Source organism: Flavobacterium sp. (assembly GCF_034111225.1).
Taxonomy (GTDB): Bacteria; Bacteroidota; Bacteroidia; order Flavobacteriales; family Flavobacteriaceae; genus Flavobacterium.
In genome coordinates this window covers 87,072-105,857 of the sequence record NZ_JAWUXR010000004.1, presented here as the reverse complement: position 1 = coordinate 105,857, position 18,786 = coordinate 87,072, and the positions used below count along the sequence as shown (strand labels likewise).

Sequence of the window (18,786 nt, the reverse complement as noted above, 5' to 3'; positions counted from 1 at the left end):
TTCGTTTAATTATTATTTTGTTCGTTATTTAAAAATTGTTCAAGAGCAACTAAATCAGGTACTAATACTGAACGAGCTTTACTTCCTTCAAACCCACCTACAATTCCGGCAGCTTCTAATTGGTCTATAATACGACCAGCTCTGTTGTAACCTAATTTTAATTTTCTTTGAATTAAAGAAGCACTTCCTTGTTGAGCTGTTACAATGACTTCTGCAGCGTCTCTAAATAGAGCATCTCTTTCTGAAATATTAATATCAAGAGTCGTGCCACTTTCCTCACCAACATACTCAGGTAAAAGATAAGCATCTGGATATGCTTTTTGTCCACCAATGAAATCACAAACCTTTTCAACTTCAGGTGTATCAATGAAAGCACATTGTACACGAACCATATCGTTTCCATTAGTATACAACATATCACCACGACCAATTAATTGATCAGCTCCACCTGCATCTAATATGGTTCTTGAATCTATTTTAGACATTACTCTAAAAGCAATTCTAGCTGGGAAATTCGCTTTGATCATACCTGTAATTACATTTACAGATGGTCTTTGTGTTGCAATAATTAAATGAATACCAATAGCACGAGCTAATTGAGCTAAACGCGCAATAGGTGTTTCCACTTCTTTACCGGCTGTCATAATTAAATCGGCAAATTCATCAACTACAAGAACAATATAAGGTAAGTAGCGGTGTCCGTTTTCTGGATTTAGTTTTCTTGTTTTAAACTTTTCATTGTATTCCTTTATGTTTCTAACCATCGCATCTTTTAATAAAGAATAACGGTTGTCCATTTCAATACATAATGAGTTTAAAGTATTAATTACTTTAGTGTTATCTGTAATAATTGCCTCTTCATTATCTGGTAATTTAGCTAAATAATGACGTTCAATTTTATTAAAAAGAGTAAGCTCTACTTTCTTTGGATCAACCAAAACAAACTTCACTTCTGCTGGATGTTTTTTGTATAAAAGAGAAGCTAATATAGCATTTAACCCTACTGATTTTCCTTGCCCAGTTGCTCCAGCCATTAAAAGGTGAGGCATTTTAGCTAAATCGACTACAAATGTCTCATTTGAAATGGTTTTTCCAATAGCAATAGGTAGTTCCATTTCTGCTTGTTGGAATTTAGGTGAAGAAATTACACTCTTCATAGAAACCATAGTAGGATTACTGTTTGGAACTTCAATACCTATTGTTCCTTTTCCTGGAATTGGCGCAATGATACGAATTCCTAATGCTGCAAGGGATAATGCAATATCGTCTTCAAGGTTTTTAATTTTTGATATACGAATTCCAGCATCGGGTACAATTTCATATAAAGTTACTGTTGGTCCAACAGTTGCTTTAATTTGTGAGATACCAATGTTGTAGTTTTTTAAAGTACTTACAATTCGGTTTTTATTATCTTCTAACTCTTCTTGATTTATGGTAATGCCACCTTTAGAGTAATCTTTCAATAATTCAATAGGTGGAAATTTGTAATTAGAAAGCTCTAAAGTTGGATCAAACTCTCCAAAATCCTGAACTAATCGATCAGAAATGTTCTCAGTTAATGATTCTTCTTCTTCAATTTTCTCAATTACAAGATCATCACTTGAATTAACTTCTGGTTCTGTTATTTCTTCTTCTTTAATTTTTGGTTCTAAGCTTAATTCAGAAGAGTGAGCAATCGTAGGTTTTAAATCTTCTTTGTTTATTTCAAATGAAGCGGGTGGCTTCATTTCAATTTTTGAAATAGCTTCTTCATCTTCTCTAATGATGAAATCGTCATCGTCATTATTTATATCTGATGAAGGAGATGAATTGTCTTCAAAACTTACATCTTGTAGTATGTCTTTTTGGTCAATTTCTTCTTTTAATTCTTTACTAGGTCTTTCAAAAGCCTCTTTAATTTTATCTGGAGAAATTTTTATTTTGAAAATTAGAAAAATTATAACTCCAAAAATAAGAATTAAGGCAGTTCCTGTCTTTCCAATATAGTCCTGAATAAATAAATTCATTTCAAAACCTATTGTTCCAGCTAATTCTGGTAAATAGTCCCAAAAAAATCCAAATCCAATTGAAATTATAATGATTAAGTATAAATCCCAAAAAAGAGTTTTCTTTAGTTTAGATAATGAAAGATCTAAAATTAAATAGACACCTGCTAAAAATAAAATACGAACAAATAAAAATGAGCCTACACCAAAACCTTTATAAATAAATAACTCTGATAAATAAGCACCAATTTTTCCTAACCAGTTGTCAACCTTTCGATCTCTGTTGAAAACTTCAAGTACTTGACTTTGGTCATTATGTCCTGTTAAAAAATATGAAATGAATGACAAAAGTAGAGCCAAAGCAATAAGAGACAATAAAATTCCTATACTGAATTTTTGTTGTCTTGTTAGTTTTTTTGGCAAACGATTAACTTTAGTTGTTGTGTCGCTATTCTGAGATTCTTTTTTACTTTTTTTGGTCATGTAATAGGCGCTATTTTACAAAAATAGGGATTTTAGGATAAATAAGGAATATAAATTATTGCGGCTATAATTATTGCTGTCATTGCTGCGAAGAAAACTGCTCCAGCTGCTATGTCTTTTATAAAACCTATTCTTTCATGGTATTCAGGATGAATAAAATCAGCTATCTTTTCAACAGCTGTATTTAATCCTTCAACGCTTAAAACTAAACCAATAGCAAGAGTTTGAAACAACCATTCTGTTTTTGTTATTTCAAAATAAAATCCTGCAATTGTTATAATTACTCCAACTGATATTTGAGAAATCACACTGTGTTCAGTATTTACTAATTTATAAGCTCCAATTACAGCATATTTCATGCTTTTCATCCTTCCAGATAAAAAACGTTCGTCTTTTTCAAATTTCATAATCTATAAAGCTTTTAAAGCAGCTTCATAATTTGGTTCATCTGCAATTTCACCTACTTGTTCAGCGTGTTTTACAATTCCGTTTTCATCTAAAACAATTACTACTCTAGAGTGTAAACCTGCTAAAGGTCCGTCTGTAATTTCTAAGCCAAAATCTTTACCAAATTTACCTGTATTAAAATCAGAAAGATTAACAACATTTTCTAATCCTTCAGCACCACAAAAACGTTTTTGAGCAAAAGGTAAATCACGTGAAATACATAAAACTTTAGTGTTTTCTAATGCACTTGCTTTCTGATTAAAGGTTCTCACAGAAGTTGCACAAGTACCAGTATCAATACTTGGAAAAATATTTAAAACTAATTTACTACCTGAAAAATCAGATAGTGAAGTAGTAGATAAGTCATTTTGAACTAAAGAAAAATTAGGAGATTTAGAACCAACTGTTGGTAATTCTCCTGATGTATGTATTGGATTTCCTCCTAATGTGATATTTGCCATAATAAATAGTGTTTTGAATTTCAAAAGTAATAAATATAAATTGAAAGACCTTAATATATAGTTGATATAAATATTTTTTTAATTTTTTAAAACCAAAAGAAAAGGTATCTCGTAAATGACAATATAACTTAAAAATAATATTATGAAATCAAACAAATTTTTAACCGCTTCATTTTTAGCTTTTTCTTTATTTTTCGGAATCATCGCTACAGCTCAAAACATGGAAAAAACTGTAGAAGTAGGTGGAGCACCTATGTACCCAAGTAAGAATATAGTTGAAAATGCAGTAAATTCAAAAGATCATACTACTCTTGTAGCAGCTGTTAAAGCAGCAGGATTAGTTGACGTATTAATGTCAGAAGGACCATTCACCGTTTTTGCCCCAACAAATGCAGCGTTTGATAAATTACCAGCCGGTACAGTTGAAACATTATTAAAACCAGAAAATTTAAAGCTTTTACAAACCATTTTAACCTACCATGTTGTTGCAGGAAAAATGAATAAAAGCGACATTTTAATGGCTATTAAAAAAGGAAATGGAAAAGCAATGATGACAACCGTAAGTGGTGGAACTCTTACTGCTTGGATGAAAGGAAAAAACTTATATATAACAGATGAAAACGGTAATAGTTCAATGATAACAATTACTGATGTTAACCAGAAAAACGGAGTTATTCATGTAGTGGATACTGTTGTTTTACCAAAGTCATAATTGGTGTTTAGTTTGTTTAGTTTGAAAATCTCCATTGAAAAATGGAGATTTTTTTATTTAGTACTTTCTAACCAATTTTTAAAATCATAAAAATTCTGAGGAGCAACTCCATGACCAATTGGATATTCTTTATACATAACCTCTAAGCCTAAATTTTGTAAAAAAGGTTGTGCTTTTCTTGCCCAATCTACTGGAATCACTTGATCAACAGTTCCATGAGAAATGAATAACTTTAAATTACTAAGGTCTTTAGATTTAAAATTTTCAGCAATAATTTTTTCATTTAAATAACCACTTAATGCAACAACTCTTGAGATTCTTTCAGGATACGATAGGGCAGTGGCATAACTTAAAATAGCACCTTGACTGAAGCCAATTAAACTTACTTGTGCAGCATCAATAGGATATTTAACAATTAATTCATCAATAAATTGAATGATTAAATCTCTTGATTCAATAGCTTGTGCGTCGTCTGAAAACTTATTTTCATCTGCATCAAAATGAATATCGTACCAAGCATGACCATATGGTTTTAAATCATATGGAGCTCTTACTGATGCTACATAATATTCATCGGGTAATTCGCTTGCGAAAGAAAATAAATCTTCTTCGTTACTCCCATAACCGTGAAGTAATAGTAATAAAGGATTTTTCTCTTGTTTTATTTTTGGTTCTCTTACTAAGTATGTTAAGTTCATTTGTATTTAATTTTTTTCTTGTTGGAGTTTAGTATTTAATTCTAAAAATATTTTTAACTCGTCTTTATCTTTTTTAGAATCTAACAAAATCAGTTTCTTACCATTTAAAGTAAATTTATAAAGTGAATATTCAAAATTAACATCTTTATTTCCCTGACTATAATTAGAATTATACTGAGTTCTTTTAAATTCTGAAATTGAAAAAATATTAGTATTTTCTTTTAGTTTAAAAATGATTAATACTCTTTCATTAAAAAACAGACCTTTATAAAGTTTTCTATTCTTATCAACAAGAAAACCAACTTTCAAAAAGGCTACTGTAATTAATGAAATTGAAATAATTAATGAAATTATGATTACGAAGAAAATACTTTCTTCATCCTTTTCTCTATTGTATAAATTAATTGAAAATATAATGAATAAAGAAGTAGAAATTAAGAAAAAAACAAAAAGAAAGCCTTTTTGTTTTAATTGTAAATAATCTTTAATGATGATTCTTCTTGTAAAATCCATTTACATATTCTTAAAAGCTTTTTGGTATAATTCGCCAACTATTGGAACTATTCTTTTTTCACCTGTTAAAGCTCCTAAAAAACCGTATATCCAAAGTAAGAATATCATAACATATAAAGCTGTAGACATAATCCAACTATCAAAATTTCCAACGAAATAACCAAATAACGCCCAAGTTAAAAAAATTCCTAAGGATTGACGAATGTGAAAACTTGCAAATTCACTTCTGTTTTCTTCTTGATTCATAAAAACAGCTACTATACTTCCAATAATTGTAAAATAGCTAACTATCGCTGTCGTTTTTCCTTTTTCAATATTGTTTTGCATGCTTATAAAATTAAAATATTGTTATTATATATTCCTAATGCTTTTCCTTTCATGGTTTGCCCTAAGAATGCCGAATTTTTAGATTTTGATATAATGTTTTCTTTTGTGAAAGTCCAATTGCTATTTGTGTTGAACAAACTTAAATTAGCCGTTGCACCAATATTTATTTCATTTTCTTCTATTCCAAAAAATAATTTTGCAGCAGTTAACTTTTCAATTACAACCTCCAGTGGAAGAACGGTTTGCAAAGCACCAAAAGCACTTTCTAAACCTATTGTTCCATCTTTTGCTAAATCAAATTCTAACTTTTTATGTTCAATGTCTAACGGATTATGGTCAGATGTAATACAATCTATTGTTCCATCAATTACGGCATTGATCAAGGCATTTCTAGTGGCTTCATCGCGTAATGGGGGCGCTACTTTATAACGAGAATCAAAACCTTCTAATTTGTCATCGGTTAAGGTTAATTGATGAACGGCAACACTACATGTAACTTGTATGCCTTTTGCTTTCGCTTCCTTGATTAATTCAATCGATTTTATAGTTGAAATGGTTGGAATGTGCATTTTTCCATCTGTATATTCTAAAAGAAATAAGTTTCTAGCAATATGTAATTCTTCGGCTAATGTTGGAATTCCTTTTAAGCCTAATTTTGTTGAAACCGGACCTTCATGAACGATTCCTTTTCCTTTAATTGAATTGTCCATGCAATAACTAATGACTAATCCATCAAAATCTTGAACATATTGTAAGGCTATTTTTTGAATATTCGCACTTTGAATAGCTTTGTTATAATCTCCAAAAGCAATTGCGCCCGCATTTTTCATATCAAATAATTCTGCCAAGTCATTTCCTTCGCTACCAGCAGTTAATGCGCCAATAGGATACAAAGTTGTGGCTTGGTTTTTTGCCCTATCTAATACAAATCGTATTTGCGACTGATTGTCTAAAACCGGGAAACTATTGGGTTGTAAAGCTACTGCTGTAAATCCGCTTTTTGCTGCTACTTTTAATCCATTTGCAATTGTTTCTCTGTCTTCAAAACCTGGTTCTCCAAAAGATACCGAACTGTCCATCCAACCTTGTGAAACATGAAGATTGTCTTCCACAATTTCTATGAAATCAGCATTTGAAGCAAGGTTTTTTCCTATTTCAATGATTTTTCCATCTTGAATTTTAATATCGACTGTTTGCTTGTGAAAATCACTTTTTGGGTCAATAATTGTGGCGTTTTTTAAAACAATATTTGTCATTTTACAAATTTTTGGATTAGTAGTTCAATCAATAAAAGTAGTAGTGTTGCTATAATAAACCATTTCCATAAAGCAGTATCTGTTCGTTTTGTGTGTAAGTCATTCAAAACTTCATCGACTGAATTTATTTTGGCAAAATTATCATTATTTAGTGTGCTTTGCAAAGTTACATTGCTTTCGTTTCTTGGAAAATTAAAACTCAACGAAGTTATCAATTTGTCTTTTTGCTTAACGTTATAATTTCCGGCTTGTTCAGGATAATCACCAAAAGTAAGTTTCACTTTATTGCTTAATAGTTGTTGCATTGGAATAAAACTGTTGTTTTCATTTGAAATAGAAACCACTTCATCTTTTTTCAAATTAGCCTCAATAATTTTTGTTTCATTTTCACTTATGGTAAAAGCCAATTTATCTTTTGTATCGTTCCCAATTGCCATATTGAAAAACGTTGGTACAATTAAAGGAGAATTTTGGAAATTACTATTGGTTTTATTTATTGCCGAAGCAAAAAAGTATGTTTTTCCTAATTTATTAGTTATTGAACTTAAGAAGATAGAAGCATCTTCAAATTGTAATATAGGTGAACTATTTTTAGAAATTATAAAGTTCGAATTTACTTTCGGATATTGAAAATTAGTTACATTTTTTTCAAAAACATTCTTGTAAACAGGATGATTAAAACTGATTTTAGTAATCTGTTTTTCTGTTTTTGATGGATTTGAAAAAGTTACGTTTCCAATTTTTTTCGATAATCCATTTAAGTTTTCCAAATTACTTTCAGCCGAAGGAATAACGATTAAGTTTCCGCCTTTTTCATAGAACGAAACCAAGTTGGTTTGTAAGGCTTGCGAAATTTCGATTACTTCGTTTAAAACAATTGTTTGTTGGTCTTTTAAACGGTTAAAGTCCAATTGCTCTAATGTTGTTTCGTACGTTACAAAATCATCATTTGTGTAAATACGGTGCAAGAATTTGTTTTTAGACACCTCGCCAATAATAGCAACATTTGTTTTTTCGGGCGATTGAATGGTAAAGAAAAACTCATTGTCAAAAGGAAGACTGTTGTCTTGAATTACAATTCGTCCAGCCATTTCCTTTTTAGGAATAGATAACTTTATTTTTTGTTCGTTTTTATCAAACGTGACTTGTGTTTTGGCAATTGCTTTGTCGTTATTGTACAAAGTCAGCGGGATTTCATTTTCAATTGTTCCAAATGCACTTAATGTAACTTCTAATTTGTAAAAAACATCGGAAACTTCAGTAATTGTTGCTTTTTCAATACTTATATTAACTGATTTCTCTGCTTTTGGTTGCAACCAATAGACTTCGTTTGTTTCAGAAATAGTTTTGATTTTATCAGAAGTAACCGAAATTCCATCTGAAATAATGATGTAATCTTTTGAAACGTTTGGTTTCTTTAATTCTACTTGATTCAATAGTGCGTCCAATTCAAATGATATAGGAGCGTAGTCCAATTGTTGTAATTCTTTTTGAATCGATTTTATATCGGTATCCCAAAAAACTTCAGTATTTGTAAGTAAAGAAAAGGTTTGATTTTCTGGAAAACTTTCTAAAAGTTCTTGAACACTTCTTTTTAAAAGTTCTCCTTTTTCGCCTTTTGCTTGCATTGAAAACGAATTGTCTAATAGTATAATCAATTCATTTTCTTTGTTTTGAGCATCTTTTGCAGTGAAAAAAGGTTGTGCAAAGGCAATAATTAATGCCGCTAATAATAACAAACGCGTAGCCAGCAGCAACCATTTTTTGATGCTTTTACTTTTACGGGTTTGAATTTGGATTTCTTTAAGCAACTTTACATTGGTAAAGTACTCTTTTTTAAAACGACGGAATTGAAATAAATGCACTAAAATTGGAATCACCAACAGAAAAAGGAAGTATAAAATTTCTGGATGTTTAAATTGCATTTATTTTAATTTTTTCAAAAATACGAAATTTGAATTTATTATAAACTAGCTGTCTTTTTGGTTTGGTTTACCATTTTTAAACTTCACTTTTTCTACAACCTGAATTTTCTTAGGTGCATTTTTAAAGTTTTTCTTCTTTTCAAACGGTTTTTTATCTCCAGAAGTTGGTGCTTTTTTATCCGACTTAAACTCAGGCTTTTTTGCTTTAAAATCTGATGATACTTCTTTGGGTTTATGACTTTTAATAACTTCACTTGGGTTTTTAGGATTTTCCTTCGTTCCTCTTAAGTGAATAACTAAACCGTTCAAGAAATTACGTAACAATTGGTCACCACATTCCATATAGTCTTTGTGATCGTCTTTTCTAAAAACGTTACCTAATTCTCCTTTAGAAATTCTAAAATCTACTAATTCTAAAATCTCTACAATTTGGTCGTCTCTTAATTGTAAAGCAACTCTTAATTTCTTGAAAATATCGTTATTTGTCATTTGTCTAATAAATATGCTTCAAAGATATTCAATTAAATTCAGATTTATTATTTTTACAAAAAAGAATAGCATTTATATGGACAGTTATCAGGAAAAAATTGGCTTATTACAAGAAATGATTGGTTTTGCATTAGTAGATGGAGAATTGCACGACAGAGAATATGATTTTATTGAGATGGTTGCTCATGAACTTGAAGTAGATAAGGGAACACTTAGAAAGCTATTTGATAAAAAGGTTGAAAAAGTAGTTATTAAAGATGAATTCAATAGAATTTGTCAGTTTTATCGTTTGGCTTTATTGATGCATTCTGATGGTGTTTTACATGAAAGAGAAAAAGTTAAGATTAACGAAATAGGTATTAATATGGGATTGAACCCTTATGCCATGAAACGTGTTTTGCAATTAATGAATAACTCTCCAAATCAGATGGTAGATGGTGACATGTTACTTTCGGTATTTAGCGAACAGCATAATTAAAAATAATGAGTAAACTATTCTATTTTAAAGTGACGTTTTTATTTGTTTCTGTTGGTCTTTTTGTTGGGAACTTAGCAGAAGGTTTGTTTAATATTGATTACTCAAATACTGAGCTACTGTTAAAATTGGTACTTAAATCTTTTGTAACTGCTGTTTTAACGGGTTTGCTTTTGGGAGTATTAAATATGTTTTTTAAGATTGGAGATTTCAACAAGAAAGAAAATGATTAATAAAACTTTATTCAAACTTTCACTTTACATTGGACTATTTATTTTATTAATAGGTGTTTTTTTTAAAATAAACTCTAGTTCAAGTTTTGGAACCTTATTCACTAAATCAAGCGGAATTGTTTCTAATAGAATTAATGGAACAGGTTATATAGCATTAAGCTTTATGATATTGTTTTTTTCTTTTTTAATGTATAAAAATTATAAATCAGAAAAAAAAGAAAGAAAAAATAGAATAGATAAAGAACGTCGAGAAGAAAAAAAGCTAAAAAAATAATTATAAACTTTACCACAGTTTTTTTATTACTTGCAATCTGTGGTAAAATTTATGTTATGAAAACTGCTCTTTATTATTTCTAATATATTCTACAATTAACGCTACAACATCTTCTTCTTGTTCGTCTTCAAAGAAAATTTCTTCTAAATCTTCCCAACCAGAAAGAACTAATTCATCTAATTTTAAAATTGCTGCTTTTCTTTTTTCAAATTCATCAGAAAAATTATTAATTCCAAAAGAACCAATTGCTTTTGCAATGATGTTTGCCGTTTTTGGAGCACCAATTTTCTTATACGCTTCTAATACTTCTCTAGCATAATCGCCTAATTCATTGTTGAAAAAATGAAGAAATCCACCTTCGTTTATTGCGCCTTCAAAAATATCAATAAGTATAAAGTTTGTTTCACCTTCAGTTAATTTGTCAGATTCTTGTTTTTTACTCCAAATAATAGTTCCAACGGCTTCAATAATTTCGATTTCGTCAGTAAGCGCCAGTATTTCGTTTATGTTTTTCATATTTATATTTTTTCTTGTAATGCTTTTATTTCATCTCTTAATCTCGCTGCTTGCATAAAGTCAAGTTCCTTTGCTGCTTTTTCCATTGCTTTACGTTTCTCGCGAATTTTCTTTTCTATTTCTGGTTTGGTTAAATATTGACTTTCTGGTTCCGCCGCTTTATATTCTAAATTATCGTAATATTGAGTAGAAACAGAATTTCCGCTTAAAGCGTTCCCCAAACTTTTATTCAAGGCTTTAGGTTCTAATCCGTGTTTGGTATTGTAAGCGGTTTGTTTTTCTCTACGATACGTAGTTTCGTCCATTGTTTTTTGCATGCTTTTAGTAATTTTATCCGCATACATAATTGCTCTTCCGTTTACGTTACGCGCCGCACGACCAACAGTTTGTGTCAACGAACGATGACTTCGAAGGAAACCTTCTTTGTCTGCATCTAAAATAGCGACTAATGAAACTTCGGGTAAGTCTAAACCTTCACGAAGTAAGTTGACACCAATCAAAACATCGAAAACACCTTTTCGTAAATCTTGCATGATTTCAACACGTTCTAGAGTATCAACATCTGAATGAATGTAACGACAACGAATAGCAACTTTGGTAAAATATTTGGTCAATTCTTCCGCCATACGTTTGGTTAAAGTGGTAACTAAAACACGTTCGTCTTTTTCACAGCGTTGGTGAATTTCTTCGATTAAATCGTCAATTTGATTTTCACTTGGGCGAACTTCGATAATAGGATCTAATAAACCTGTAGGGCGAATGACTTGTTCTACGTAAATTCCTTCGCTTTTTTCCAATTCATAATCTGCTGGTGTTGCCGAAACATAAATGACTTGGTTTTGCAGGCTTTCAAATTCTTCAAACTTCAACGGACGATTATCCATTGCAGCGGGTAATCTAAAACCATATTCAACTAAATTTTCTTTACGACTTCTGTCGCCTCCGTACATAGCATGCACTTGCGAAATCGTAACGTGACTTTCATCGACGACCATTAAAAAATCATCTGGAAAATAATCCAATAAACAGAAAGGTCTTGTTCCAGGTTCTCTTCCGTCAAGGTAGCGCGAGTAATTTTCAATTCCAGAACAATAACCCAATTCGCGAATCATTTCTAAATCGAAATTAGTTCGTTCTTCAAGTCGTTTGGCTTCTAAATGTTTTCCAATTTCCCTAAAATATTCCACTTGTTTTACCATATCTTGCTGAATTTGCCAAATGGCATTTTGCAACACATCGGGCGAAGTAACAAACATATTCGCAGGATAAATATTCAATGTTTCGTATTTCTCAATGACTTTTGAATCTCGAGCATCAAAAGATTCAATTTCTTCAATTTCATCTCCAAAGAAATGCACTCTGAATGGATCATCTGCATAACTTGGGAAAATCTCTACTGTATCGCCTTTAATTCTAAAAGTTCCAGGAGTAAATTCTACTTCGGTTCTAGCGTATAAACTTTGAACCAAACGATGTAATAATTGAGTACGCGAAATTTGTTGGTCTTTTTCAACCGTAACCACATTTTTTTGAAATTCAACAGGATTTCCAATACCGTACAAACAAGAAACAGATGCCACCACCAAAATATCTCTACGTCCTGAAAGAAGAGAAGAAGTGGTGCTTAAACGCATTTTTTCTAACTCTTCATTGATAGATAAATCTTTTTCAATATAGGTTCCTGTAACCGGAATAAATGCTTCGGGTTGGTAATAATCGTAGTATGATACAAAGTATTCAACTGCGTTATTTGGAAAAAACTGTTTAAATTCTGAATATAGTTGAGCTGCAAGTGTTTTATTATGTGCTAAAACTAAAGTTGGTTTTTGTACTTCTTGAATCACATTTGCAACAGTAAATGTCTTTCCAGAACCTGTAACACCTAATAAAGTTTGAAATTGGTCACCATCGACAATTCCTTTCGCTAATTTTTCAATCGCTTGGGGTTGATCGCCTGTAGGCTTGTAATCTGATACTACTTGGAATTTCATTTAAATGTGTTACAAAGTTTAAAGCGGCAAAGTTACGAAAAACACGAGAAGAATTTTTATGTATTTGAGACTATAAAATCTTTAACAAAATGTACATTTTATCTGTAACCGAAGTTTGTAAGATTTTTATACGTTTGCGATTATAAAAAAATATAAGGATACTTCAAAACATTCTCAGATTATTACTTACTAAAATTATGTTTTATAATAAGTATATAAGAAATGGTTAGTGCACTAATAATTGAATATTCTTGTAAAGGGGAAAATTAGCCGAACAAATACCCAAAAAATAATAGTAGGCAATAAATTCTAAACTTTATTATTATGAAAACAAAATTTTTAATGTTATTTTTATTAGTAGTTTTATCGTCTTGCTCAAATGATGATAAAACAGTTTACAGTGACGATTCTAGAATAAACAATTGGGTTAAAGAAAATAGAAGTGATTTTTCAAATATAGCACTTGAAGAAATATCAAATTATCATGGAGAGGAGCAAAGAGCAATATTTCGTTTGATAGATTCAAAAAACAGGAAAGAAATTTGGTTAAACAAGGTAAATATCCTGATAAAAAAATATCCAAGTCAATCAATTGTTTTTAATGATTTATTAAAGTTTATTGAGAATTATAATTTTGAAAAGAACTTAACAAAGGATGAAGTGGTTTTTTTTAAAGAACTTATTGAAAAAGGAAGAAAAGAGTTTAATTGGAATGATGAATTTATTGGTATAACTCTGTGTTCATTTGAGTACTATAATTCTAACCATAACTATAATATTTTTTCAAAAGTTGATGGAGGTGGTATTGGAGGTGAAGATGGTGATCTTCCAACTTGCAATTGTAAATGGGGTGGAATGTTTGCTTGTGGTTCATTAGATTGTAAATCTAATTGCGAAGATGATGGTAAAAAAGGATGTGGTTTTTTGCTTATGGAAACTTGTACAGGTATTTGTGATTAAATAAAAAGGGTTAACCAAATAAGCGCTTTATAATTGAATTTTTATATAGTGAAATCATAAAAATATAATATCTATTATTACTTAATTGACTGTCCAATTATTTTGGACAGTCAAATAACATTACAACTATGAAATATATATTCTTTCTATTAATATTGCTTACAATACAACTTTCTATAGGTTTAATTAACTCAGAATACTTATTTTATTTTACATCTTTTCAAGCTATTGTTTTTATCTTCATAAATATTTATTTAAAATATAAAATAAAAATAAATAAATATTTTATGTTCTTCTCATATTCTATCTTCTTACTAATTTTGTCTTTTTTAATTGAATTTTCTTCAATTGTGTATTTTTTTATATTTATAACTCCAATTACAATTTTTATTTCAAATAAATTTTATTTTAAAAAAAGTATATTTTTGAAATTATTAGTTTTTTTAATGATTAATATTTATTCAATTTTATCTGTAATATTGATACATGAAAATATTTTTTATTATAATAATTTCAAAAAACAACATGTTGAAGAATTTAATATAAACTTATATGACAAAGAGAATAAACTGATTGAGCTTGAAAAAAACAAAATATATATTTTTGATTTTTGGACTACTAGTTGTAGTGCTTGCATAGAAAAGTTTCCAGATTTTAGTAGATTATGTAAAAAGTATTCAGATAATAAAAAAATTGAGTTTTATACTGTTAATGTTAAATTAAATAAAAATGAGGGAAATAAATCATTAAAATATATTCTAAATAAAAATTATTGTTTTAATAATTTATTTTTAAAATCTAAAGATGAAGCAGAAAGAATTGATGTTAATGGGTATCCAACAGTTTTAATTATTAAGAATAATAAAATTATCTATAATGGATATCCAAGTTTTAATAAAATTGTTTTTTTTAATAATCTTAGCAATCTTATTGAAGAACAAATAATCAATTAAAACTCTATGTAGTAATAGAGATTATGGGCTGAATTAGTATTTGAAAAATTTGTATTTAATTGAAAAATATCAAATTTTAATCCCCAACCACACAAGCGGCAACACGTTAATCCCAACATTCCATTAATAATAAGTCTCCTTTAGTGTGTTCAACTGTAACTATTCCATCTTCAGATACATGGTTACTGCTGCTGGTTTTGTAGCCAATAGTTAATGTGTCATTTTTTAGTGGATAAAATAAGTTTTTAGATGTTACTCCATTTACTTCTCCTATAGGAACTAATGATATAACACTATCTTTAGTATACCATTTTTCAAATTTTGTAGGCAATAAAAATATTTTTGAATGGTCGTCTAATATTACAATTTTTAGATTTTTTCTATAACGAACAATGTTTGTAATATTTGTTAATGTATGATCTGCTCGTTTACCGGTTGCCCATATAACGTTTGCAGCTTTATGTCCTTCTTCAATAAGGTAATCGAAAGCTTTTTCTAAATCGGTTTTATCTTGATTTGGGGTGTGAACTATTTCAATTGGATATTGACTTTCTTTATAATATTCAGCATCAAAACCTCTGTCAAAATCACCTAAAAGAACATCTACTTTTATTCCCAGCTCTAAAACACGTTCAACAGCTGAATCTAAAACGATTACAAGTGGAGACCATTCTAAAAGTTGCCCTAATAACTCTTCGTTACAAGCAGCTCCATTAGCTATTATCAATGCAGGTTCTTGGTCATCTCGGACAATGTGGTGTGAAGACATTTGTGTTTTTTGTAAATTATGTCTACGAATTTATAAATAATTATTGAACTGTATAAGACATTGTGTCTATTTCTGATAACCTAAAATAGCCAAGGGCATAATTATCAAAATTAGTTTGATTTACAATATTACCTCTTACTGTTGCTGGAGGAGTTTGAAAAGGACTTCCGCCATTATTTCCTGCTACTCCAAGTAATACATTCATGTAATTATAATAGCGTTCTGAAATACCATGAAGCGTAAAAGTTAATTCGTCTGCTTCTTTTAAATCTTCATTAGAATAAAGACCAAACATTTGATTTCCTTGAAAAAATTCATCATCAACGACATCATATTCGGGTAAATTTAAAAACGAGGCATTGAATTGAATAAGATAAAAATTATCAACTAGTCCATTATCCTGAAAAAAGAACTTAACTTCTATATCTGTTCCTGTAAAGCCGCCTTCGTCATTTTGATTTACTGAATCTATTGTTGGAGAAGGAATTAAATTTTCGGTAGCCAAATACGTTTGTCCATCATGAATCACTGTCAAAACATACGTTTCATTTAAAACCGGATTAAAGTTAGTACAAATGTAATTTCCTGTTCCAATATCTTCGTTAAAATCATATTGAACTGAGTTACTATCTGTAATAAACACAATAGCTCCAGAAACAACTGGAATTACGTTGCTAAAATACCCTGTTGTAGTGCTTAATTTAATAGTTTGTTCGTTTCCAATACTTCCTTTTTGCCATTTTATTGAGGCATCAATTACAAGCTTAGGAGCAGTACTGTTTAAATTTACATCAATAACGTCTTCACAAGAGATTAAGCTAAAAGATGAAATTATTATTGTAAATATAACTAACGTAGTTTTTATTATAATCTTAGTCATGATTTTAAAATTTAAAATTATAAGTAACACTAGGAACTATTCCAAAAATAGATAATCTTACCGCTTCATTATTGCCTGAATCTTGGTTTTGTCTAAAACTGATAGAAGCCGCATTTTTTCTGCTGTACACATTATAAATACTAAAAACCCATTCACCATACCATTTTCTGTTTTTGTTTTTTTCTGGAACAAGAGTTGCAGAAATATCAAGTCTATGATAGGTTGGTAATCTGTTTTCATTTCTTAATCCGTAATTAGGTACAGAAATGTCTTGGTATACATATTGACCGTTTGGATACGTTACAGGTTGACCACTTTGCAGAGAGAAGATTGAACCAAAACTCCATTTCTCATTCAATTGATACATTCCAGTAACAGAAATATTATGTAATTTATCCCAACCGGTTTTATACCATTCACCATTATTGATTCCGGTTTCATTTGAATTTCTTCCAGGTGTTTGCTGTTCAGATCTTGAAAGAGTATATGAAACCCAGCCGTTTAATCGGCCTTCATTTTTCTTAGCTAAAATTTCTAAACCATAAGCTCTAGCATTTCCGTTTAAAACCACTTGCTCAATTGCATTGTTTGCGATTAAGTCAGCACCGTCAATATAATCTAATCGGTTTTTAATTTTCTTATAAAACGATTCTACTTCAAGAGTATATTTTCCGTTTTTAAAATTTCTAAAATAACCAATAGCAAATTGATCTAAAAGTTGAGGTTTTAAAAAATCATCACTTGGAGTCCAAACATCTAATGGAGTAGGAGATTGCGTATTCGAAATAAGATGAAGATATTGCGACATCCTGTTGTAACTCGCTTTAATTGCTTCAGATTCATTTATTGCATATGAAATAGCAATTCTAGGTTCAAAATTACCAAAACTAGCTATGGTTTCGTTTCTGCCATATGAAACTGTACCAGTAGGAGTTGCTTTCTCGTAAATTTGTAAATCTTGATTAAAAACTACAGGCTCGTTATTTAAATACGTATTGATTTCTTGTTTTCCTAAACGGTAAAACGAACTGTATCTTAAACCATAATTCACCGAAAATTTTTCACTTAAACTTTGCTCAATATCAATATAAACAGCTGGTTCAAATGCATATTTTTTATCCAATTGGTCTGGGTTTATTCCAGATGAAGAATTTGAGGGTTCTATTTTTCCTGGATTAAAGTCATAATAAACTGTATTTAAACCAAAATTTAACTTGGTTTTATCATCCAAATAATATTTAAAATCATATTTAAAATTATAGTTTTTAATACCACTATCCCAATTGAAACCAATGAAATCTAATTTTAATCCGTAATAATAATCACTATAAATCAATGAAGCATTTGAAAATAACTTGTCAGAGAAAAGGTGATTCCACCTTAAGTTTAAAACGCTATTTCCATAAGTATTGACAAAACTATTATTCAAACTAAAAACATCTCTGCCAAAATATCCAGAAACATATAAGCTGTTATTATCGTTTATGTCATAGCTTAATTTTGTGTTTAAATCATAGAAGTAAGCAGAGTTTTTATTGTCAGTAAGTTTTAGAAATAAGTGAGCATATGAACTTCTACCTGCTACTAAAAAAGAGGCTTTATCCTTCACAATTGGACCTTCTGCTAATAGTCTAGTAGAAATTAAACCAATTCCACCACTAAGATTGAATTTATTACTATTTCCTTCTTTTTGATAGATATCTAAAACGGAAGCTACTCTTCCTCCATATTTAGCAGGAATTCCGCCTTTGTATAATTTTAAATCTTTAATTGCATCTGCATTAAAAACTGAAAAGAAACCAAATAAATGCGACGAATTATAAATAGTAGCTTCGTCTAATAAAATTAAATTCTGGTCAGCTGCACCACCTCTAACATTGAATCCTGACTGACCTTCCCCTGCATTTGTAACGCCTGGTAAAGTTAATATTGATTTTATAATGTCGACTTCGCCAAGTATTGCAGGCATTTTTTTAATAGTTGAAATAGCAAGTTTATTGGTGCTAAGTTCAGCCTTTTTTATATTTATTTTATTGGGTTTATCCGTAACAATTACTTCGTTTAATTGTAAACTTTCTTCAGTTAATTTATAGTTTTTCTTAGTGTTTGAATCAAGAATTATCTCTTCTGTGATTTCAGAAAATCCTAAATAACTAACAGTAATTTGATAAGTTCCTTTTGGTAGAGTTAATGAATAAAAACCATATTCATTTGTATTTGTTCCTGTATTTAGGTCCTTTACATAAATACTAACTCCAAATAGAGTTTCGTTACTTTTTATATCAGATATAGAACCACTTATGGTAAATTTTTCTTGAGAATATGAAAAATTTATAAAAAATAACACGGTAATTATAGAAACTAATTTAATAGTTTTGTTCATGGTATAATATTTGTATTACAAAGTTGACAATTTATTTTTAAATTTAACTTATTACA

20 protein-coding genes are annotated in these 18,786 nt (G+C 29.7%); 6 read left to right on the top strand and 14 right to left on the bottom strand.

Annotation, left to right across the window (positions count from 1 at the left end; all coding sequences use genetic code 11):
- Window positions 1-5: 5 nt before the first annotated feature.
- Genes UXY25_RS01325 through tpx form a run of 3 tightly spaced genes read right to left on the bottom strand, consistent with a single transcriptional unit; the run spans window position 6 to window position 3,376 of the window.
- The gene (locus tag UXY25_RS01325; protein WP_320814194.1) at window positions 6-2,468 is read right to left on the bottom strand and encodes a DNA translocase FtsK; all 2,463 of its coding nucleotides are present in this window, start codon (window positions 2,466-2,468) and stop codon (window positions 6-8) included.
- A gap of 32 nt (window positions 2,469-2,500) precedes the next feature.
- Window positions 2,501-2,875 carry a diacylglycerol kinase family protein gene (locus tag UXY25_RS01320; protein WP_320814193.1) on the bottom strand — a complete coding sequence of 125 codons (375 nt, stop codon included), beginning with the start codon at window positions 2,873-2,875 and terminating at the stop codon, window positions 2,501-2,503.
- A 3-nt stretch (window positions 2,876-2,878) separates the two neighbouring features.
- Window positions 2,879-3,376: a thiol peroxidase gene (tpx, locus tag UXY25_RS01315; protein WP_320814192.1), complete on the bottom strand. Its 498-nt coding sequence runs from the start codon at window positions 3,374-3,376 to the stop codon at window positions 2,879-2,881.
- Between the two features lie 142 nt (window positions 3,377-3,518).
- Here tpx and UXY25_RS01310 point away from each other — a divergent pair, with 142 nt between their 5' ends.
- Window positions 3,519-4,088 (top strand): fasciclin domain-containing protein, encoded by a 570-nt coding sequence (locus UXY25_RS01310; RefSeq protein WP_320814191.1) that lies wholly within the window; start codon window positions 3,519-3,521, stop codon window positions 4,086-4,088.
- Between the two features lie 53 nt (window positions 4,089-4,141).
- On the opposite strand, the gene UXY25_RS01305 is transcribed toward UXY25_RS01310, so the two are convergent.
- Genes UXY25_RS01305 through UXY25_RS01280 form a run of 6 tightly spaced genes read right to left on the bottom strand, consistent with a single transcriptional unit; the run spans window position 4,142 to window position 9,296 of the window.
- The gene (locus UXY25_RS01305; protein ID WP_320814190.1) at window positions 4,142-4,786 is read right to left on the bottom strand and encodes an alpha/beta hydrolase; all 645 of its coding nucleotides are present in this window, start codon (window positions 4,784-4,786) and stop codon (window positions 4,142-4,144) included.
- A 6-nt stretch (window positions 4,787-4,792) separates the two neighbouring features.
- Window positions 4,793-5,299 carry a hypothetical protein gene (locus tag UXY25_RS01300; protein WP_320814189.1) on the bottom strand — a complete coding sequence of 169 codons (507 nt, stop codon included), beginning with the start codon at window positions 5,297-5,299 and terminating at the stop codon, window positions 4,793-4,795.
- Window positions 5,300-5,626 (bottom strand): hypothetical protein, encoded by a 327-nt coding sequence (locus UXY25_RS01295; RefSeq protein WP_320814188.1) that lies wholly within the window; start codon window positions 5,624-5,626, stop codon window positions 5,300-5,302. It lies immediately after the preceding gene.
- Window positions 5,627-5,628: 2 nt separating this feature from the next.
- On the bottom strand, window positions 5,629-6,882 hold the full coding sequence (locus UXY25_RS01290; RefSeq protein WP_320814187.1) for a dihydroorotase: 1,254 nt from the start codon (window positions 6,880-6,882) through the stop codon (window positions 5,629-5,631).
- Window positions 6,879-8,807 (bottom strand): BatA and WFA domain-containing protein, encoded by a 1,929-nt coding sequence (locus tag UXY25_RS01285; RefSeq protein WP_320814186.1) that lies wholly within the window; start codon window positions 8,805-8,807, stop codon window positions 6,879-6,881. The genes UXY25_RS01290 and UXY25_RS01285 overlap by 4 nt, the downstream gene beginning before the upstream one ends.
- Before the next feature lie 45 nt (window positions 8,808-8,852).
- Window positions 8,853-9,296 (bottom strand): DUF1456 family protein, encoded by a 444-nt coding sequence (locus tag UXY25_RS01280; RefSeq protein ID WP_320814185.1) that lies wholly within the window; start codon window positions 9,294-9,296, stop codon window positions 8,853-8,855.
- Between the two features lie 76 nt (window positions 9,297-9,372).
- Between UXY25_RS01280 and UXY25_RS01275 the strand changes: the two genes are divergently transcribed.
- Genes UXY25_RS01275 through UXY25_RS01265 form a run of 3 tightly spaced genes read left to right on the top strand, consistent with a single transcriptional unit; the run spans window position 9,373 to window position 10,278 of the window.
- Window positions 9,373-9,774, top strand: a complete 402-nt coding sequence (locus tag UXY25_RS01275) for a TerB family tellurite resistance protein (RefSeq protein WP_320814184.1) — start codon at window positions 9,373-9,375, stop codon at window positions 9,772-9,774.
- Between the two features lie 5 nt (window positions 9,775-9,779).
- Window positions 9,780-10,004 carry a hypothetical protein gene (locus UXY25_RS01270; protein WP_320814183.1) on the top strand — a complete coding sequence of 75 codons (225 nt, stop codon included), beginning with the start codon at window positions 9,780-9,782 and terminating at the stop codon, window positions 10,002-10,004.
- Window positions 9,997-10,278, top strand: coding sequence for a hypothetical protein (locus UXY25_RS01265; protein ID WP_320814182.1), 282 nt, complete (start codon window positions 9,997-9,999; stop codon window positions 10,276-10,278). Before UXY25_RS01270 ends, UXY25_RS01265 begins: the two co-directional genes overlap by 8 nt.
- Window positions 10,279-10,332: 54 nt before the next feature.
- On the opposite strand, the gene UXY25_RS01260 is transcribed toward UXY25_RS01265, so the two are convergent.
- Together UXY25_RS01260 and uvrB are read right to left on the bottom strand one after the other, a co-directional pair.
- Window positions 10,333-10,794, bottom strand: coding sequence for a DUF4375 domain-containing protein (locus UXY25_RS01260; RefSeq protein ID WP_320814181.1), 462 nt, complete (start codon window positions 10,792-10,794; stop codon window positions 10,333-10,335).
- Between the two features lie 2 nt (window positions 10,795-10,796).
- The gene (gene uvrB, locus UXY25_RS01255) at window positions 10,797-12,785 is read right to left on the bottom strand and encodes an excinuclease ABC subunit UvrB (RefSeq protein ID WP_320814180.1); all 1,989 of its coding nucleotides are present in this window, start codon (window positions 12,783-12,785) and stop codon (window positions 10,797-10,799) included.
- Window positions 12,786-13,109: 324 nt separating this feature from the next.
- On the opposite strand from uvrB, the gene UXY25_RS01250 reads away from it, so the two are divergent.
- Together UXY25_RS01250 and UXY25_RS01245 are read left to right on the top strand one after the other, a co-directional pair.
- Window positions 13,110-13,745: a bacteriocin fulvocin C-related protein gene (locus tag UXY25_RS01250; protein ID WP_320814179.1), complete on the top strand. Its 636-nt coding sequence runs from the start codon at window positions 13,110-13,112 to the stop codon at window positions 13,743-13,745.
- Between the two features lie 425 nt (window positions 13,746-14,170).
- Window positions 14,171-14,698: a TlpA family protein disulfide reductase gene (locus UXY25_RS01245; RefSeq protein ID WP_320814178.1), complete on the top strand. Its 528-nt coding sequence runs from the start codon at window positions 14,171-14,173 to the stop codon at window positions 14,696-14,698.
- A 106-nt stretch (window positions 14,699-14,804) separates the two neighbouring features.
- Here the strand turns inward: UXY25_RS01245 and UXY25_RS01240 are convergent, their stop codons facing one another.
- From UXY25_RS01240 to UXY25_RS01230, 3 genes are read right to left on the bottom strand one after another with little or no spacing between them, the layout of a single operon-like run.
- Complete coding sequence (locus tag UXY25_RS01240) at window positions 14,805-15,467, bottom strand: thiamine diphosphokinase (protein ID WP_320814177.1); 663 nt, start codon at window positions 15,465-15,467, stop codon at window positions 14,805-14,807.
- A 40-nt stretch (window positions 15,468-15,507) separates the two neighbouring features.
- A complete protein-coding gene (locus UXY25_RS01235) occupies window positions 15,508-16,347 on the bottom strand; it encodes a DUF4249 domain-containing protein (protein WP_320814176.1) in 840 nt (279 codons plus the stop codon).
- Between the two features lie 4 nt (window positions 16,348-16,351).
- Entirely contained in the window at window positions 16,352-18,730 is a 2,379-nt protein-coding gene (locus tag UXY25_RS01230; protein WP_320814175.1) for a TonB-dependent receptor, read from the bottom strand.
- Window positions 18,731-18,786 lie beyond the last annotated feature (56 nt).

Bases quoted from the DNA above. Each gene is read 5' to 3' on its own strand.
- UXY25_RS01325 (WP_320814194.1), bottom strand. From the start codon at position 2,468: ATGACCAAAAAAAGTAAAAAAGAATCTCAGAATAGCGACACAACAACT.
- UXY25_RS01320 (WP_320814193.1), bottom strand. From the start codon at position 2,875: ATGAAATTTGAAAAAGACGAACGTTTTTTATCTGGAAGGATGAAAAGC.
- tpx (WP_320814192.1), bottom strand. From the start codon at position 3,376: ATGGCAAATATCACATTAGGAGGAAATCCAATACATACATCAGGAGAA.
- UXY25_RS01310 (WP_320814191.1), top strand. From the start codon at position 3,519: ATGAAATCAAACAAATTTTTAACCGCTTCATTTTTAGCTTTTTCTTTA.
- UXY25_RS01305 (WP_320814190.1), bottom strand. From the start codon at position 4,786: ATGAACTTAACATACTTAGTAAGAGAACCAAAAATAAAACAAGAGAAA.
- UXY25_RS01300 (WP_320814189.1), bottom strand. From the start codon at position 5,299: ATGGATTTTACAAGAAGAATCATCATTAAAGATTATTTACAATTAAAA.
- UXY25_RS01295 (WP_320814188.1), bottom strand. From the start codon at position 5,626: ATGCAAAACAATATTGAAAAAGGAAAAACGACAGCGATAGTTAGCTAT.
- UXY25_RS01290 (WP_320814187.1), bottom strand. From the start codon at position 6,882: ATGACAAATATTGTTTTAAAAAACGCCACAATTATTGACCCAAAAAGT.
- UXY25_RS01285 (WP_320814186.1), bottom strand. From the start codon at position 8,807: ATGCAATTTAAACATCCAGAAATTTTATACTTCCTTTTTCTGTTGGTG.
- UXY25_RS01280 (WP_320814185.1), bottom strand. From the start codon at position 9,296: ATGACAAATAACGATATTTTCAAGAAATTAAGAGTTGCTTTACAATTA.
- UXY25_RS01275 (WP_320814184.1), top strand. From the start codon at position 9,373: ATGGACAGTTATCAGGAAAAAATTGGCTTATTACAAGAAATGATTGGT.
- UXY25_RS01270 (WP_320814183.1), top strand. From the start codon at position 9,780: ATGAGTAAACTATTCTATTTTAAAGTGACGTTTTTATTTGTTTCTGTT.
- UXY25_RS01265 (WP_320814182.1), top strand. From the start codon at position 9,997: ATGATTAATAAAACTTTATTCAAACTTTCACTTTACATTGGACTATTT.
- UXY25_RS01260 (WP_320814181.1), bottom strand. From the start codon at position 10,794: ATGAAAAACATAAACGAAATACTGGCGCTTACTGACGAAATCGAAATT.
- uvrB (WP_320814180.1), bottom strand. From the start codon at position 12,785: ATGAAATTCCAAGTAGTATCAGATTACAAGCCTACAGGCGATCAACCC.
- UXY25_RS01250 (WP_320814179.1), top strand. From the start codon at position 13,110: ATGAAAACAAAATTTTTAATGTTATTTTTATTAGTAGTTTTATCGTCT.
- UXY25_RS01240 (WP_320814177.1), bottom strand. From the start codon at position 15,467: ATGTCTTCACACCACATTGTCCGAGATGACCAAGAACCTGCATTGATA.
- UXY25_RS01235 (WP_320814176.1), bottom strand. From the start codon at position 16,347: ATGACTAAGATTATAATAAAAACTACGTTAGTTATATTTACAATAATA.
- UXY25_RS01230 (WP_320814175.1), bottom strand. From the start codon at position 18,730: ATGAACAAAACTATTAAATTAGTTTCTATAATTACCGTGTTATTTTTT.